Raw genomic sequence first — 12,005 nt, 5'->3', positions numbered from 1 at the left:
CTGCGGGCCTTTTTTTCTCGACCGAGCTTGCAGACCTGCTGCGCTCAGGCCTGCGCCCGCGCCGCCCAGACCGAGCGGCCGCCTTGCCAAGCCAGCAGCGCCAAGGTCAATAGCATCGTCACATTCACCGCCTGCCAACCCAGGGTCTGGATCAGCACGCCGCAGCTGAGCGACATCAGCGCGGCGCTGCCGTTGTTGGTCCATTCCATCATCGGCTGGGCCTGCGGGCGCTCCTCGGGTGTGCAGGCCTGGTTCAGCAGGCTGGTGCCGGCGAGGATCATCAGGTTCCAGCCGGCGCCCAGCAGCAAGGAGCTAACCAGGAACGGCAGAAACTGCAGGCCGATCAGCGCCACCGCCGCGCTGGCCGCCAGCAGGGCCGCGCCCAGCCAGGCCAGGCGCCGGGCGCCAAAGCGGTCCACCGCGCGGCCCGCGAACAAGGAGGGCGCAAACATGCCCAGCACATGCCACTGGATCACCTGGGTGGAGCTGGCCAGCGAGTGGCCCGCGCCATGCATGGCCAGCGGGGTGGCGTTCATCACCAGCACCATCAGCCCATGGCCGCAGGCACTGAGCACAATGGCCTGGCGCAGGGCGGGGCGCTGCCAGAGCTGGCGCCGCGATAGGGCGGGTTGGGCGGCGGCCTTGGCCTGCATCGGCCGATGCAGATGCGCTGGCAGGCATTGCAGCAGCGCGCAGGCCAGCAAGGCCAGCACTGCAATGGCCAGATAGGCACCGGCCAGTGGTGTGGTCAGCGCGTCGGCTGCATGGATGGCCAGGCTGGGCGCGAGCAGCGCCGCTGCGATGCCACCGGCCAGCACCCAGGCTGCCGCACGGCCGCTGTGCTCGGCCGGCATTCCATCCAGCGCGGTAAAGTGGTAAAAGCCGGCGGAGGCCTGGTAGCCGCCCAGCAGCAGCATCGCCAGGCAAAACAGCCCAAAGCTCGCCTGTACCACCGCCCAGGCGGCCAGCAGCCCAGCTGCCACGCCCAGCAGCGCACCGTATTGCAGGCCCCGGGCGCGGCCATGCCGCTGCATCCAGCGGGCCAGTTGGCCAATCGACAGCAGGTTGCCTGCCACCAGCAAGGTCAGCGGCACCGTGGCCAGCACCGGCCAGGGCGCTAGTTGCCGGCCCACCAGGCCGGTGAGGGCGATGCCGATGATGGAGCAGGACCAGTACAGCGCTTGCGCGATGCTGAGGGTGAGCAGTTGGGGGTGGCGTTGGAGCAGCATGGGCGGTGATCCGGGAATGGAGAGGCGTGAGGGTGCTGCCGGGCAGCGCAGTGCGGTCCGGATCGCTTGGTGGGTAGTAATGCTGGGTTCAGCCGCTCAGCGGCGGCCCTGGGCTAGCCGGCGCCAAAGCGCTCGGCAAAGGCCTGGGGGCTGACAGCCAGGGTCTTGTGAAAGCTGCGGCGCAGGTTTTCCGGGTGGCCAAAGCCGCAGAGGCGCGCCACGGTGGAGACAGAGGCCTGGCGCTGGCTCAGCAAGGTGGTGGCGGCTTGCAGCCGCACCCGCTCCACATAGCGGCCCGGCGTGGTGCCCAGCTCTTGCTGGAACACGCGCGCCAGGGTGCGCGGCGGCAGGCAGGCCTGCGCCGCCAGCTGTTCCACACTGAGGCGCTCGCCCAGGTGGCCGGGAATCCACTCCAGCAAACCGGCCAGGCGCGGCGCCTGTGTGGTCTCGGCCGCCAGCAGCGGGCTGAACTGCGCCTGGCCGCCGGGCCGGCGCACAAACATCACCAGGTGCCGGGCGACGGCCAGCGCCATGCTGCGGCCCAGGTCGGCCTCGATCAGGCTCAGCGCCAGGTCAATGCCCGAGGTCACCCCGGCGGAGGTGAAGATATGGCGCTGCTGCGGATGGCTGGCATCAAAGGTGTGCAGCCGGTCGCCATCGACCTGGATGGGGCGTTCCATCGCCGCCAGCTCAGCCAGGCGGCACCAATGGGTGGTGGCAGACAGGCCATCGAGCAAGCCGGCGCGTGCCAGGATCAGCGCGCCCGAGCAGACCGAGCCCAGGCGCTGCACTTTGGGCGCCGTGCGCTGCAGCCACTGGCGCAGGCCGCTGTGGTGCTGCACCTCGACCACGCCATCGCCCCCCGGTACCAGCACCGTGCTGTTGGCGCCGGGGCGCAGCTGGCCCAGGCCCTGGGTGGCGATGGTCTGCAAACCGCAGGACAGCGTCACCGGGCCGGCCTCCAGCCCGGCAAAGACCAGCTGGTAGAAGGCGGGCTGGCCCTGGCGCTCGCGCACATCGTTGGCGGTGGCAAACACCTGCATGGGCCCGGTGATGTCCAGGCTCATCGCCCGCGGGTAGGCGATGCAGATGACGCGGTGGCCGGGCTGGGCGTTGTGGGCGGCGGTGGTGCGGGATGGGGGCATGCGCACAGTGTGCATGCAGGACGATTTGGCAGCAACGACATTGATCGCACAGATTCTGCCAAGCTGCAGCCTGAGAACGTGTTTACGATCTCCTCGCGCCGCGACAGTGTCTTTGCGAGATGGGATGCGAGGCGCAGTGCGCAGCCAATAGCCCGCTATTGGCAAGTGCTGCAACGAAGGGGACCGCTCGCAAAGCCACTGTCCCTACGGGTTGGAGTGAAATCGGGCGATTTCTTCGCGCTGGCCCTTGCTTGCACCCCGGTGCAAGCTGCGGACCAGCCCTTCGAACTCATCCCGATTGCACTCCAACGCGGCTGCGTAGAGATCGTAAACACGTTCTAAAAGCAACAGCTATGGTCGTGATTGGGCAATGCAAACGGGCAAGGGCCTTGTTTGTAGGACAGCTGCGCGACAATAGCTGATTGCAATCCAACAGCGAAGACGCAGCGGCACAGCTGCGCGTCCCCCACACGATGACCGCCTTGAACCAACCAGGAATCCTGCTGGCGCTGCCAGCTGCCAGCCGCTACCAACTCTGGAAAATCTCCGGCGATGCCCCGGCCGTGCGTGCCGCGCTGGCGCGCTTGCAGCAATGGGCCGATGGCGAGCAGGCCGTTGTCTGCATCGGCCAGCCGGTGGCCGATCTGTTGGGCGTGCAGGTGCCGGGCTTGCGCAATTTTCCGGCCATCACCGGGCCCCAAGGCCCGCTGGCATTGACGCCGCATGCGCTGTGCCTGTGGCTGCGCGGCAATGACCAGGGCGATGTGCTGCGTCTGTCGCGTGAGGCGGCTGCGCTGCTGGCGCCGGCTTTCAGCCGCGAGAAGGTGGTGGATTGCTTCCGCCACGGCTGGAACGGCAAGGATGCGGTGCGCGATCTGACCGGCTACGAAGACGGCACCGAAAACCCCAAGGACGACGACGCCGTGCATGCCGCCATTGCCGATGGCATGGGCCCGGGGCTGGACGGCGGCAGCTACTTTGCCGTGCAGCAGTGGCTGCATGACATGGACGCCTTTGCCCGCATGAGCGCGCTGCAAAAGGACCACATGATTGGCCGCCGCCTGAGCGACAACGAAGAGCTGGACGATGCGCCCGCGTCGGCCCACGTCAAGCGCACCGCGCAGGAGAGCTTCGACCCCGAAGCCTTTATCCTGCGCCGCAATATGCCCTGGTGGAAGGTGCAGCCCGATGGCAGCGATGCCGTTGGCGCCATCTTTGCCGGATTTGGCCGCAGCTATGACGCCTTTGAGGCGCAGATGCGCCGCATGGCGGGCGAGGAAGACGGCATTGCCGATGGCCTGTTCCAGATGTCCAACCCCGTTACCAATGCCTACTACTGGTGCCCGCCGATGCTGGACGGCCGCATCGATCTGCGCGCATTGGGTTTGTAAAACGCTAATTCCAGAGCGTGGGCTTGTTGACCATCATGTAGTACACGCCCAGCATCGCCACAAAGGCCGGGTAGCCCAGCGCCTCCCAGCGCCCGGCCAGGCGCCGGTACGCGTCGGGCAGCGGCTGGCCCTGGGCATCGGCCTGGGCGGCCATGTGGGCCATGCGGATTTGCATGGCCACCACCGGCAACCAGCACAGGCCCGCCAGCACATACAGCGCCATCGACAGCAGCAGCCAGGGCGTGTGCCAGGGCCAGCCGGCCATCATCATCAGCGCCCAGCCGCTGAGCGGCTGGATGATGACCGCCGGCGTCGTGAACCACCAATCAGCCCGCACCACCAGCCGGCTGACCACGGCCTGGGCCGCTACATTGCCGCTGCGGTTGGCAAAGAACATATAGAAGGCCGAGCCAAATCCCGTGCCGACCATCAGCACGCTCGACAGGATGTGCAGGGTTTTGAGCAGCAAATAGGTGTTCATCATTCACTCCGTCCGTCGCAGGGGCTGCTCTGCCACAGCAGCCAGAGCGCGGCAGCAATCGGCAGGTTTTTGGACAAGGGGCCCAGTGGGTGCAGCCACAGGCTGGGCAGCAGCGCGGTCGCTGCCAGGGTCATCGCCAGCATGGCTGCGAACGAAGCGGCATAGGCCGCGCGCCCGGGCCGCCACAGCAGCCACAGGCCTAGCAGCAGATCCAGCGCCACGCCAGCGCCAATCAACCAGGTCTGGATGTCGGGCGATGCGATGCCACCCGCCATCAGCAGCGAGGTGCTTTCGCCCTGCCACTGCAGCAGGCTGGCAGCGGCCGTCCACAGCCAGACGGCGACCAGGCTCAGGCGCAGCAGCTGCAAGGGCGGGTGCTGCGGTATCGGTCTGGCGGTCATTTGGCCTCTCCCGCAGCCGGGCCCCGGATAAGGGCCAGCATCTGAGCCGGATCGCTGGGTGCGCGCCCCAGCCACTGCGCCATCGGCGCCGGGTCGCAGCAATTGTCCAGGGATGCCAGTTGCAAGGAAGCACTGCACCAGGGGCTGCTGGGCACCGCATCGCCCAGCCGTGCGCTGGCTTGGGTGGCCCAGTCCGGCAAGCGCAGTTGCAGCGCCTTGCTGCGGCCGGATTGCTGGCGCAGGCTCAGAATCATCTGCGCCATGCTGAGACGCCGAGGCCCGCCCAGCGACACGATGCCGGTGGTGGGGGACTGCAGCAGCCGTACCATTACCTCGGCCAGTTCATCGACCGCGACGGGCTGCATCAGGCGCTGCTGCATCACCGCTGGCAGCACCAGCACCGGCAGCAGCGCCAGGCGCATGAACAGCTGGGTGCTGGCGCCCTGTGCGCCGATGACAATGCTGGGCCGCACAACAATGCCGTCGAGCTGGCCTTGCGCGGTCAGGGCCAGCAAACGGCTGTCGGCTGCGCGCTTGGTGCGGGCGTAGGCGGTGTCGTTGCCCTCCACCCCCAGGGCCGACAGCTGCATCACGCGCCGTACCCCCGCTTGGGCGCAGGCCTCAAACAGTGCTTGCGGGCTGGTTTGGTGCAGGGCCTCCAAAGTGGCACCGTCGGGGCCCGGCTGGTCGCGCAGGCTGCCTACGGCGTTGATGACCATGTCCACGCCTTGCAGATGGGGCAGCCAATCGGCCGGCTGCTGCATCTTGCCAAACTGCAGCGGCGGCTGGGAGCGCCGGCTGGCTGCAATGACGCGCATGCCCTGGGCACGCAGCTGGCGCGCCAGCGCCTGGCCGATAAAGCCCTGGCCGCCGCAGAGCAAGACGGTGGGTTGGGGGGCGTGGGTGCTGTGCATGCTGTCTCCTGGTTGCCAAGGGCGTTTTTCTAGCAGCGCGTTTAGCGCGGGCGGTCGATATCGCAGGCATCGCTGCCGCGTGCGCAGGCTGCGCTGCGCGCTGCAGCCTGCCGGGCCTGGCGCCGTACCGTGCATTGCAAGCCCTGCTCCAGAACCCAGGCCATCGGGGCCAGTGGCAGACGGTAGCGGTTGCGGGCCAGCAGTGGGTAGAGCTTGTCGAGCGCATCGGCCACCAGCGGCAGTCCCGCCAGCCGGGGCACCCAGGCCCAGCCCACGCCCAGGTAGGCGCGGGTCAGGCAATCGACCCCGATGTAGACCTTGCCATCGGCGCCCACGCCGTGGATGGCCTGCATCAGTGCGGCCTTGTCGGCGGGGGCCTCACTCAGATCGGCGGTGCTGGCGTCAATAAAGATGAGCTTGCCCGCCTGGTTGCGCAGCATCAAATGGCGCATCTCGGCATTGCACATGCGGCAGCTGGCGTCGTAGTAAATGGTCAGTGGGAAGCGGGTGTCGGCAGTATCACGGCTCAGCATATGCATTCCTTTCGATGTTTCTGTCAAAACAGAAATAATGGTGCCAAAAAAAGGCCGCTCTCCTTGCAGGGCACGGCCATGGTGTTCTCAGGGCTTGCTCAGTGCCTCGGGCTCCTGTGCGGCCGGGCTACCGCGCACAAAGCGCTGCACGGTTGCGCCCAGGGTCAGGATCTTGTCCAGGGTGGCGGGCGATAGGCGCAGCATCTCGTCGCTCCAGGCGCCCAGCTTTTGCATCAGCTCCAGGGTCGCCATGATGCGGTCCTGGCCATCAGGGCTTTCTCGGGCAAAGTCGGGGCTGTTGACCAAGGACTGCAGCAGGCGGGTGGTGGGATCAAACTCCCGCTCCTTGCGCTCTCGCACGATGGTGCGCAGCAGCTCCCAGACATCGACACTGGTCTCGAAATAGTCGCGCCGGTCGCCCAGCACATGCGTGACCCGCACCAGCTGCCAGGATTGCAGCTCCTTCAGGCTGTTGCTGACATTGGAGCGCGCCACGTTCAAGGTCTCGCTCAGCTGCTCGGCATTGAGCGGCTTGCCCAGCACAAACAGCAGCGCATGGATCTGCGAGACCGTGCGGTTGACGCCCCACATGGATCCCATCTCGCCCCAGTGCAGCACAAATTGTTGTTGGATGTCGGTCATTTGCATGGGTTGAATTCTAGGGCTTCATTTATTTCTGTCAATACAGAAATTAAGGGGCCATGAAAAAGGCCATCACGGAGGATGGCCTTGGTCTGGGGTGCTTGCTGGCCGTCTGGTCGCAGATGCGGCCAGCGCCGTGCTCAGTGCAGCAGGTTGTTGCCTGGCGCCTGGGGTTGCACGCGGAAGAAGCCGGTGCCGCAGGTGCCCGTGCCAATTTCTTCTTCGGTCGCCTCGCGCACGCCAGCCACTTGAATGTCCAGGCGAATGGCGATGCCGGCCAGCGGGTGGTTGCCGTCCAGCACCACATGCTCGGGGTAGAGTTCGGTGACGGTGTAGATCATGTCGCGTGGCGCATCGGGGTTGGTCCCCTGGGGCAGTGCATGGCCTTCGATGGTCATGCCTTCTTCCAGATCCGGTGGGAAGAGCGAGCGCGCTTCGAGGAAGACCTTTTCCTCGTCGTAATCGCCAAAGGCGTCTTCGGGCTCCAGGTGCAGCTGCACACGGCTACCGACGGTATGGCCTTGCAGCGCCTGCTCCACGCGGGCCAGCAAATCCTGGCCTCCGACGAGGAATTCGACGGGCTCGTCGAGCACGTCCAGGGTCTCGCCCAAAGTGTCTTTCAGCGTCCAGGTCAGTGCGACCACGCATTGATCAGTGATTTCCATAGGACAATTGTCGCAGTTTGGGCCCGGGCGCCCAGAGGATCACCGAGAAAACCATGCAAATCGAACAAGCACTGCCTCTGCTGGGGGGCATCTCTCCGGCCCAGTTCATGCGCCGTTACTGGCAGAAAAAGCCGCTGCTGGTGCGCGGTGCCGTCAGCGACTGGAAGGACCTGCAGCTGCCGCTGCCGCGCGCCCAGCTGTTTGAGCTGGCCGGCGAGGAGGGCGTGGAATCGCGCCTCATCCAGCACAAGGCGGGCGCCTGGAGCGTCAAGCACGGCCCGTTCAGCCGCCGCGCCATCCCCTCGCTGAAGACGCCAGAGTGGACCTTGCTGCTGCAGGGCCTGGATCTGCACAGCGATGCTGCCCATGCACTGCTGCAGCGCTTTGCCTTTGTGCCTGCCGCGCGCCTGGATGACCTGATGGTGAGCTATGCCAGCGATGGCGGCGGCGTGGGCCCGCATTTCGACAGCTATGACGTGTTCCTGCTGCAAGCCCATGGCAAGCGCCGCTGGCGCATCGGCAAGCAAAAGAACCTGGCGCTGAAGGAAGGCATTCCGCTCAAGATCCTGGCCGAGTTCGAAGCCCAGGAGGAGTATGTGCTGGAGCCCGGCGACATGCTCTACCTGCCGCCGCGCTATGCGCATGACGGCGTGGCCGAAGGCGAGTGTATGACCTACTCGATCGGCTTCCGCTCCCCCGCGCAGCAGGAGCTGGCCGGCGAGCTGCTGATGCGCATGTCCGAGAGCGACGAGATGGATGGCGACGTCAACGCCAAGGCCGCCTCGCCGATCTACCAGGACCCCAAGCAGACGGCGGTGCAGGCGCCTGGCGCCATTCCGCCCGCGATGCTGGACTTTGCCCGTGCCGCCATCGAAAAACGCCTGGCCGAGCCTTTGGCGCTGGCCCGCGCGCTGGGCGAGTCGCTGACCGAGCCCAAGGCCAATGTCTGGTTCGAGCCCGAGGATTCGCCCGCGATGCTCGAAGCCGTGGCGCTGGACCGCAAGACCCGCATGATGTATGACGAGCAGCATGTGTTCATCAATGGTGAAAGCTACTGCGCCGCTGGCCGTGACTTCAGCTTGATGAAGAAGCTGGCCGATGGCCGCCACCTGGACCGCCGCGATATCAGCGGTGCCAGCGACGATGCCTTGCAGCTGCTGTCGCAGTGGTGCGAGGACGGCTGGGCCCACGCGGTACCGCAGTGATGGACAGCGCCGGCCCCGCACCCTCTGCCTGGCAGCCCGCCGAAGGGATGAGCGGCCGCTTTGAGGGCCGGGCAGCCTTTGATGCGCAACTGCAGTATTTTCTGCAGCAGGCGGCCACGCAGGGCTGGCGCCAGATCACCGTGGCCGATGCGGATTTTGCCGACTGGGCCTGGGGCAGTGCCGATGCGGTGGAGCTGCTGCACCTGTGGGCGCGCAAGGGCGGGCAGATGACGGTGCTGGCGCAACGCTTTGACCGGCTGGTACAGCGCCACCCGCGCTGGGTGCAATGGCGCAAGACCTGGGACCACCGCCTGCAGTGCCGCCGGCTGCTGAGCCGCGATGTGGCACAGATCCCCAGCGCGCTGTGGTCGCCCCAGTGGGCCGTGCAGCGCCTGGACGTGGAGCGCTGCGTGGGCGTAGCCAGCGCCGAGCGCAGTGCCATCGTGCCCTTGGGCGAGCGATTGCAGGAGTGGATTCGCTCGGCCAGCACCCCGGACTTTGCCGCGACGGTGCTGGGTTTGTAGGCCATTGTTGACAACCGTGTCTTTCGTTGCTGGCCGGCAACGTTGCGGGGGCTGTTAGCATAGGCATGCAGCCCGGGTAATCCCTATAATTCATTTCAGACGCTAAGGCGTTATTACTTTGTGCTACGCACCCTTGGCCTGAGCGCTTTGCTTGCTCTGGCCCGTTCCACAAGAATCCACCGTCGTTAGGAATACCGAAATGAAGAAATCCCTGGTTATCGCATCGTTGATGGCTGCTGTTGCTCTGGCTGCTTGCGGCAAGAAGGAAGAAGCTGCTGTGCCCGCACCAGCACCTGCGCCTGTGGAAGCGCCAGCACCTGCACCCGCACCTGCTGTTGAAGCTGCCAAGGACGCCGCCAACGCTGCTGCTGATGCTGCCAAGGACGCTGCTGCTGATGCCAGCGCTGCTGCTTCGAAGGCTGCTGACGCTACCAAGGAAGCTGCCGGCAATGCTGCTGACGCCACCAAGGACGCTGCCCACAACGCTGCTGACGCCGCCAAGGACGCTGGCGCCGCTGCTGCAGATGCTGCCAAGTCGGCTGCTGACGCTGCATCCAACGCTGCTACCGCTGCCAAGGAATCGGTGAGCAAGTAAGCGCTGAGTTGCTGGCCTGGTCGCTACCGGGCCTGCACTGCAGACTTGCCTGAACGAGCCCGTGCTTTGCACGGGCTTTTTGTTTGGGCGAAGGGTTGAGGGTGGGGATCGGTAGTCCGCCGCTGCGGCCTATGCCTTTTGGCATCCTCATTCCGCGCCCATGAAAAAAGCCACTGCGCAGGCGCAGTGGCTTGGGAGGCTGGTCACGGCCCAAGAGGCCGTGCAGGGCATCACTTCATGTCGTCTGCCAGCACCTTCAGAATGCGCTGGGCATTCGCCGTGGTGTCGGCCTTGCCGCTCTCGTTGAGCACGCTGACATTGCTGCTGTTGGCCTCGCTCTTGACCTGGATGCGGTACTTGATCGGGTCCGGTGCATCCGGGTTGCGGTTGAAGATCTTGGCAAAGAAACCATCGGGCTTCTTGTTCAGATCGGTCGGGTCGATGTAGCGCACGAAGTAGACGCCTTGGCTGCGGTCGCGGTCCTCGACGGTGAAGCCGGTGCGGTCCAGCGCCAGGCCCACGCGGCGCCAGGTGCGGTCGAACGGATCGCTGACCTGCAGCACCGGCGAGCCATCGGCAGCGGTAGCAATCTTGGAGGTGCTGACAGGGGCCAACGGCGCAGCCGCAATCGCCTTGGACTGCTCTTCGCTCACGCCCAGCTTGACCATGATGCGGCGCAGGAATTCCGTTTCCAGCTCGGGATCGGCCTTGCGGGGCTGCCAGATGGTGCTGTCCTTTTCCTTGTTGGAATAGACCTCTTCCATGCCGCGGTGGCTGACATAGATTTCGGACTTGCCATCAGGGCGGCGCTCGATGCGGGTGCGGAACTTGTCCTGCTCACCGGTCGAGTAGATCGAGTCAAACACCTTGCCGATGGAGCGGCGGATGAAATCCTGCGGCAGCTTGGCGCGGTTTTCAGCCCAGTCGGTTTCCATGATGCCGATATCGGGACGCTCGATGGTCAGCGCAAAGCCGCTTTCCTGCCAGAAGTCCTTGACCGGTTCCCAGACCTTGTCTGCGGGGCGATCGATGACCAGCCAGCGCTGGTTGCCATCGCGCTCAATCTGCACGTCGCCAATCTGCGAAGCGGCGGTATTGGCCGTGCCCTTGGGCGCGGCGTCCTTTTGCACCTGGTAGGCCGCAGCCGATACCGTGCCGCCAGGCACCACATAGCGCGAGTCCTTGGACAGCTGGGTCAGGTCCGGAGGCACCTCCAGCGTCGGGCCCTTGGTGGCGCCTTTGTAGTCGATCTTGTCGCCTTCGAGAATATTGCCGGTACTGCAAGCGGCCAAAGTGACAGACAGGCTCAGCAAGCTGAGTTTTACGAGGGAATTCACGTTCAAATCCTTAACAGAGGCAACGCGCAGAGGATTGCTTTAGAGCAGGGAGGCTCCGCGCATCGCAGCTTCCACCGTGCCATGCAGACCGGCGGAAAGCTCGGTCATCGGCAGGCGCAGGGTCGGGCCACACAGGCCCATCTTGTTCGCCGCCCACTTTACCGGAATGGGGTTGGCCTCCAAGAAGAGGGCTTTATGCAGCGGCAGCAGTTTATTCTGAATTTCCATAGCCCGACCAACATCCTTGGCAATTGCCGCCTGGCATAGCTGGCTCATCAGGCGTGGCGCGATGTTGGCGGTGACGCTGACATTGCCATGTCCGCCGCACAGCATCAGGGCCACGGCGGTGGGGTCATCGCCCGAGTAGATGCCAAAGCCGGCAGGCGCATCCTTGATCAGCCACTGCGCGCGTTCGATGTTGCCGGTGGCTTCCTTGATGCCGACGATGCCGGGCACTTCGGCCAGGCGCAGCACGGTGTCGTGCTGCATGTCGGCCACGCTGCGGCCGGGGACGTTGTAGAGGAAGATCGGCAGGTCGCCAACCTCTTCGGCAATCGCCTTGAAGTGCTGGAACTGGCCTTCCTGGGTCGGCTTGTTGTAGTAGGGCACGACCTGGAGCTGGCTGTCTGCGCCCACGCTCTTGGCGTACTTGGCCAGGGTGATGGCTTCGTGGGTGGAGTTGGCACCGCAGCCGGCCATGATGGGCACGCGCTTGTTGGCCTGCTCGACGGAGACACGGATGATCTCCATGTGCTCTTCAACGGTGACCGTGGGCGACTCGCCCGTGGTGCCCACCACGCCGATGCAGTTGGTGCCTTCGGCGATATGCCAGTCGATCAGTTTTCGCAGGCTTGCATAGTCCACGCTGCCATCGGCATGCAGGGGGGTGATCAGGGCAACAATACTACCGGTCAATGGAACACTGGTGGAAGTCATAGCGTGG

At 65.4% G+C, this 12,005-nt stretch carries 14 protein-coding genes; 4 read left to right on the top strand and 10 right to left on the bottom strand.

The annotated features are described in order from the left end of the window. Window positions 1-44: 44 nt before the first annotated feature. Together EDF71_RS00980 and EDF71_RS00975 are read right to left on the bottom strand one after the other, a co-directional pair. Window positions 45-1,229 carry an MFS transporter gene (locus tag EDF71_RS00980; protein ID WP_208300980.1) on the bottom strand — a complete coding sequence of 395 codons (1,185 nt, stop codon included), beginning with the start codon at window positions 1,227-1,229 and terminating at the stop codon, window positions 45-47. 113 nt (window positions 1,230-1,342) lie between these two features. Further along, the gene (locus EDF71_RS00975; RefSeq protein WP_133854766.1) at window positions 1,343-2,374 is read right to left on the bottom strand and encodes a helix-turn-helix domain-containing protein; all 1,032 of its coding nucleotides are present in this window, start codon (window positions 2,372-2,374) and stop codon (window positions 1,343-1,345) included. A 473-nt stretch (window positions 2,375-2,847) separates the two neighbouring features. Between EDF71_RS00975 and EDF71_RS00970 the strand changes: the two genes are divergently transcribed. Then, window positions 2,848-3,765 (top strand): Dyp-type peroxidase, encoded by a 918-nt coding sequence (locus EDF71_RS00970; RefSeq protein ID WP_133854765.1) that lies wholly within the window; start codon window positions 2,848-2,850, stop codon window positions 3,763-3,765. 4 nt (window positions 3,766-3,769) lie between these two features. Here EDF71_RS00970 and EDF71_RS00965 read toward each other — a convergent pair whose 3' ends face one another. The 6 genes from EDF71_RS00965 to EDF71_RS00940 all read right to left on the bottom strand — a co-directional run bounded on the left by EDF71_RS00965 (window position 3,770) and on the right by EDF71_RS00940 (window position 7,401). Then, entirely contained in the window at window positions 3,770-4,246 is a 477-nt protein-coding gene (locus tag EDF71_RS00965; protein ID WP_133854764.1) for a DUF2269 domain-containing protein, read from the bottom strand. Beyond that, window positions 4,246-4,647 (bottom strand): DoxX-like family protein, encoded by a 402-nt coding sequence (locus tag EDF71_RS00960; protein WP_133854763.1) that lies wholly within the window; start codon window positions 4,645-4,647, stop codon window positions 4,246-4,248. The genes EDF71_RS00965 and EDF71_RS00960 overlap by 1 nt, the downstream gene beginning before the upstream one ends. Beyond that, window positions 4,644-5,561, bottom strand: a complete 918-nt coding sequence (locus tag EDF71_RS00955; protein WP_133854762.1) for an NAD-dependent epimerase/dehydratase family protein — start codon at window positions 5,559-5,561, stop codon at window positions 4,644-4,646. Before EDF71_RS00955 ends, EDF71_RS00960 begins: the two co-directional genes overlap by 4 nt. A 41-nt stretch (window positions 5,562-5,602) precedes the next feature. Beyond that, the gene (locus EDF71_RS00950) at window positions 5,603-6,094 is read right to left on the bottom strand and encodes a DUF393 domain-containing protein (protein ID WP_166656420.1); all 492 of its coding nucleotides are present in this window, start codon (window positions 6,092-6,094) and stop codon (window positions 5,603-5,605) included. A gap of 87 nt (window positions 6,095-6,181) precedes the next feature. Beyond that, a complete protein-coding gene (locus EDF71_RS00945; RefSeq protein ID WP_133854760.1) occupies window positions 6,182-6,742 on the bottom strand; it encodes a MarR family transcriptional regulator in 561 nt (186 codons plus the stop codon). A gap of 134 nt (window positions 6,743-6,876) precedes the next feature. After that, window positions 6,877-7,401 (bottom strand): FKBP-type peptidyl-prolyl cis-trans isomerase, encoded by a 525-nt coding sequence (locus tag EDF71_RS00940; RefSeq protein WP_133854759.1) that lies wholly within the window; start codon window positions 7,399-7,401, stop codon window positions 6,877-6,879. A gap of 53 nt (window positions 7,402-7,454) precedes the next feature. Between EDF71_RS00940 and EDF71_RS00935 the strand changes: the two genes are divergently transcribed. The 3 genes from EDF71_RS00935 to EDF71_RS00925 all read left to right on the top strand — a co-directional run bounded on the left by EDF71_RS00935 (window position 7,455) and on the right by EDF71_RS00925 (window position 9,725). Next, a complete protein-coding gene (locus tag EDF71_RS00935; RefSeq protein WP_133854758.1) occupies window positions 7,455-8,606 on the top strand; it encodes a cupin domain-containing protein in 1,152 nt (383 codons plus the stop codon). Next, complete coding sequence (locus EDF71_RS00930; protein WP_243854108.1) at window positions 8,606-9,130, top strand: hypothetical protein; 525 nt, start codon at window positions 8,606-8,608, stop codon at window positions 9,128-9,130. Before EDF71_RS00935 ends, EDF71_RS00930 begins: the two co-directional genes overlap by 1 nt. Before the next feature lie 199 nt (window positions 9,131-9,329). Continuing rightward, the gene (locus EDF71_RS00925; RefSeq protein ID WP_133854757.1) at window positions 9,330-9,725 is read left to right on the top strand and encodes a hypothetical protein; all 396 of its coding nucleotides are present in this window, start codon (window positions 9,330-9,332) and stop codon (window positions 9,723-9,725) included. A 230-nt stretch (window positions 9,726-9,955) separates the two neighbouring features. On the opposite strand, the gene bamC is transcribed toward EDF71_RS00925, so the two are convergent. Together bamC and dapA are read right to left on the bottom strand one after the other, a co-directional pair. Beyond that, window positions 9,956-11,062, bottom strand: a complete 1,107-nt coding sequence (bamC, locus tag EDF71_RS00920; RefSeq protein ID WP_133854756.1) for an outer membrane protein assembly factor BamC — start codon at window positions 11,060-11,062, stop codon at window positions 9,956-9,958. A 39-nt stretch (window positions 11,063-11,101) separates the two neighbouring features. After that, the gene (gene dapA / locus EDF71_RS00915; RefSeq protein ID WP_133854755.1) at window positions 11,102-11,998 is read right to left on the bottom strand and encodes a 4-hydroxy-tetrahydrodipicolinate synthase; all 897 of its coding nucleotides are present in this window, start codon (window positions 11,996-11,998) and stop codon (window positions 11,102-11,104) included. Between the last annotated feature and the right edge of the window lie 7 nt (window positions 11,999-12,005).

The organism is Comamonas sp. JUb58 (assembly GCF_004364775.1).
Classification (GTDB): domain Bacteria; phylum Pseudomonadota; class Gammaproteobacteria; order Burkholderiales; family Burkholderiaceae_C; genus Comamonas.
The sequence above is the reverse complement of the archived record's forward strand: the minus strand, read 5'-3'. Positions and strand labels throughout refer to the sequence as shown.

What these genes read in the sequence shown, in the direction of transcription:
- EDF71_RS00955 (WP_133854762.1), bottom strand. Translation starts at nt 5,561, where the DNA reads ATGCACAGCACCCACGCCCCCCAACCCACCGTCTTGCTCTGCGGCGGC.
- dapA (WP_133854755.1), bottom strand. Translation starts at nt 11,998, where the DNA reads ATGACTTCCACCAGTGTTCCATTGACCGGTAGTATTGTTGCCCTGATC.
- EDF71_RS00970 (WP_133854765.1), top strand. Translation starts at nt 2,848, where the DNA reads ATGACCGCCTTGAACCAACCAGGAATCCTGCTGGCGCTGCCAGCTGCC.
- EDF71_RS00965 (WP_133854764.1), bottom strand. Translation starts at nt 4,246, where the DNA reads ATGAACACCTATTTGCTGCTCAAAACCCTGCACATCCTGTCGAGCGTG.
- EDF71_RS00935 (WP_133854758.1), top strand. Translation starts at nt 7,455, where the DNA reads ATGCAAATCGAACAAGCACTGCCTCTGCTGGGGGGCATCTCTCCGGCC.
- EDF71_RS00975 (WP_133854766.1), bottom strand. Translation starts at nt 2,374, where the DNA reads ATGCCCCCATCCCGCACCACCGCCGCCCACAACGCCCAGCCCGGCCAC.
- EDF71_RS00925 (WP_133854757.1), top strand. Translation starts at nt 9,330, where the DNA reads ATGAAGAAATCCCTGGTTATCGCATCGTTGATGGCTGCTGTTGCTCTG.
- EDF71_RS00940 (WP_133854759.1), bottom strand. Translation starts at nt 7,401, where the DNA reads ATGGAAATCACTGATCAATGCGTGGTCGCACTGACCTGGACGCTGAAA.
- EDF71_RS00960 (WP_133854763.1), bottom strand. Translation starts at nt 4,647, where the DNA reads ATGACCGCCAGACCGATACCGCAGCACCCGCCCTTGCAGCTGCTGCGC.
- EDF71_RS00980 (WP_208300980.1), bottom strand. Translation starts at nt 1,229, where the DNA reads ATGCTGCTCCAACGCCACCCCCAACTGCTCACCCTCAGCATCGCGCAA.
- EDF71_RS00945 (WP_133854760.1), bottom strand. Translation starts at nt 6,742, where the DNA reads ATGCAAATGACCGACATCCAACAACAATTTGTGCTGCACTGGGGCGAG.
- EDF71_RS00930 (WP_243854108.1), top strand. Translation starts at nt 8,606, where the DNA reads ATGGACAGCGCCGGCCCCGCACCCTCTGCCTGGCAGCCCGCCGAAGGG.
- EDF71_RS00950 (WP_166656420.1), bottom strand. Translation starts at nt 6,094, where the DNA reads ATGCTGAGCCGTGATACTGCCGACACCCGCTTCCCACTGACCATTTAC.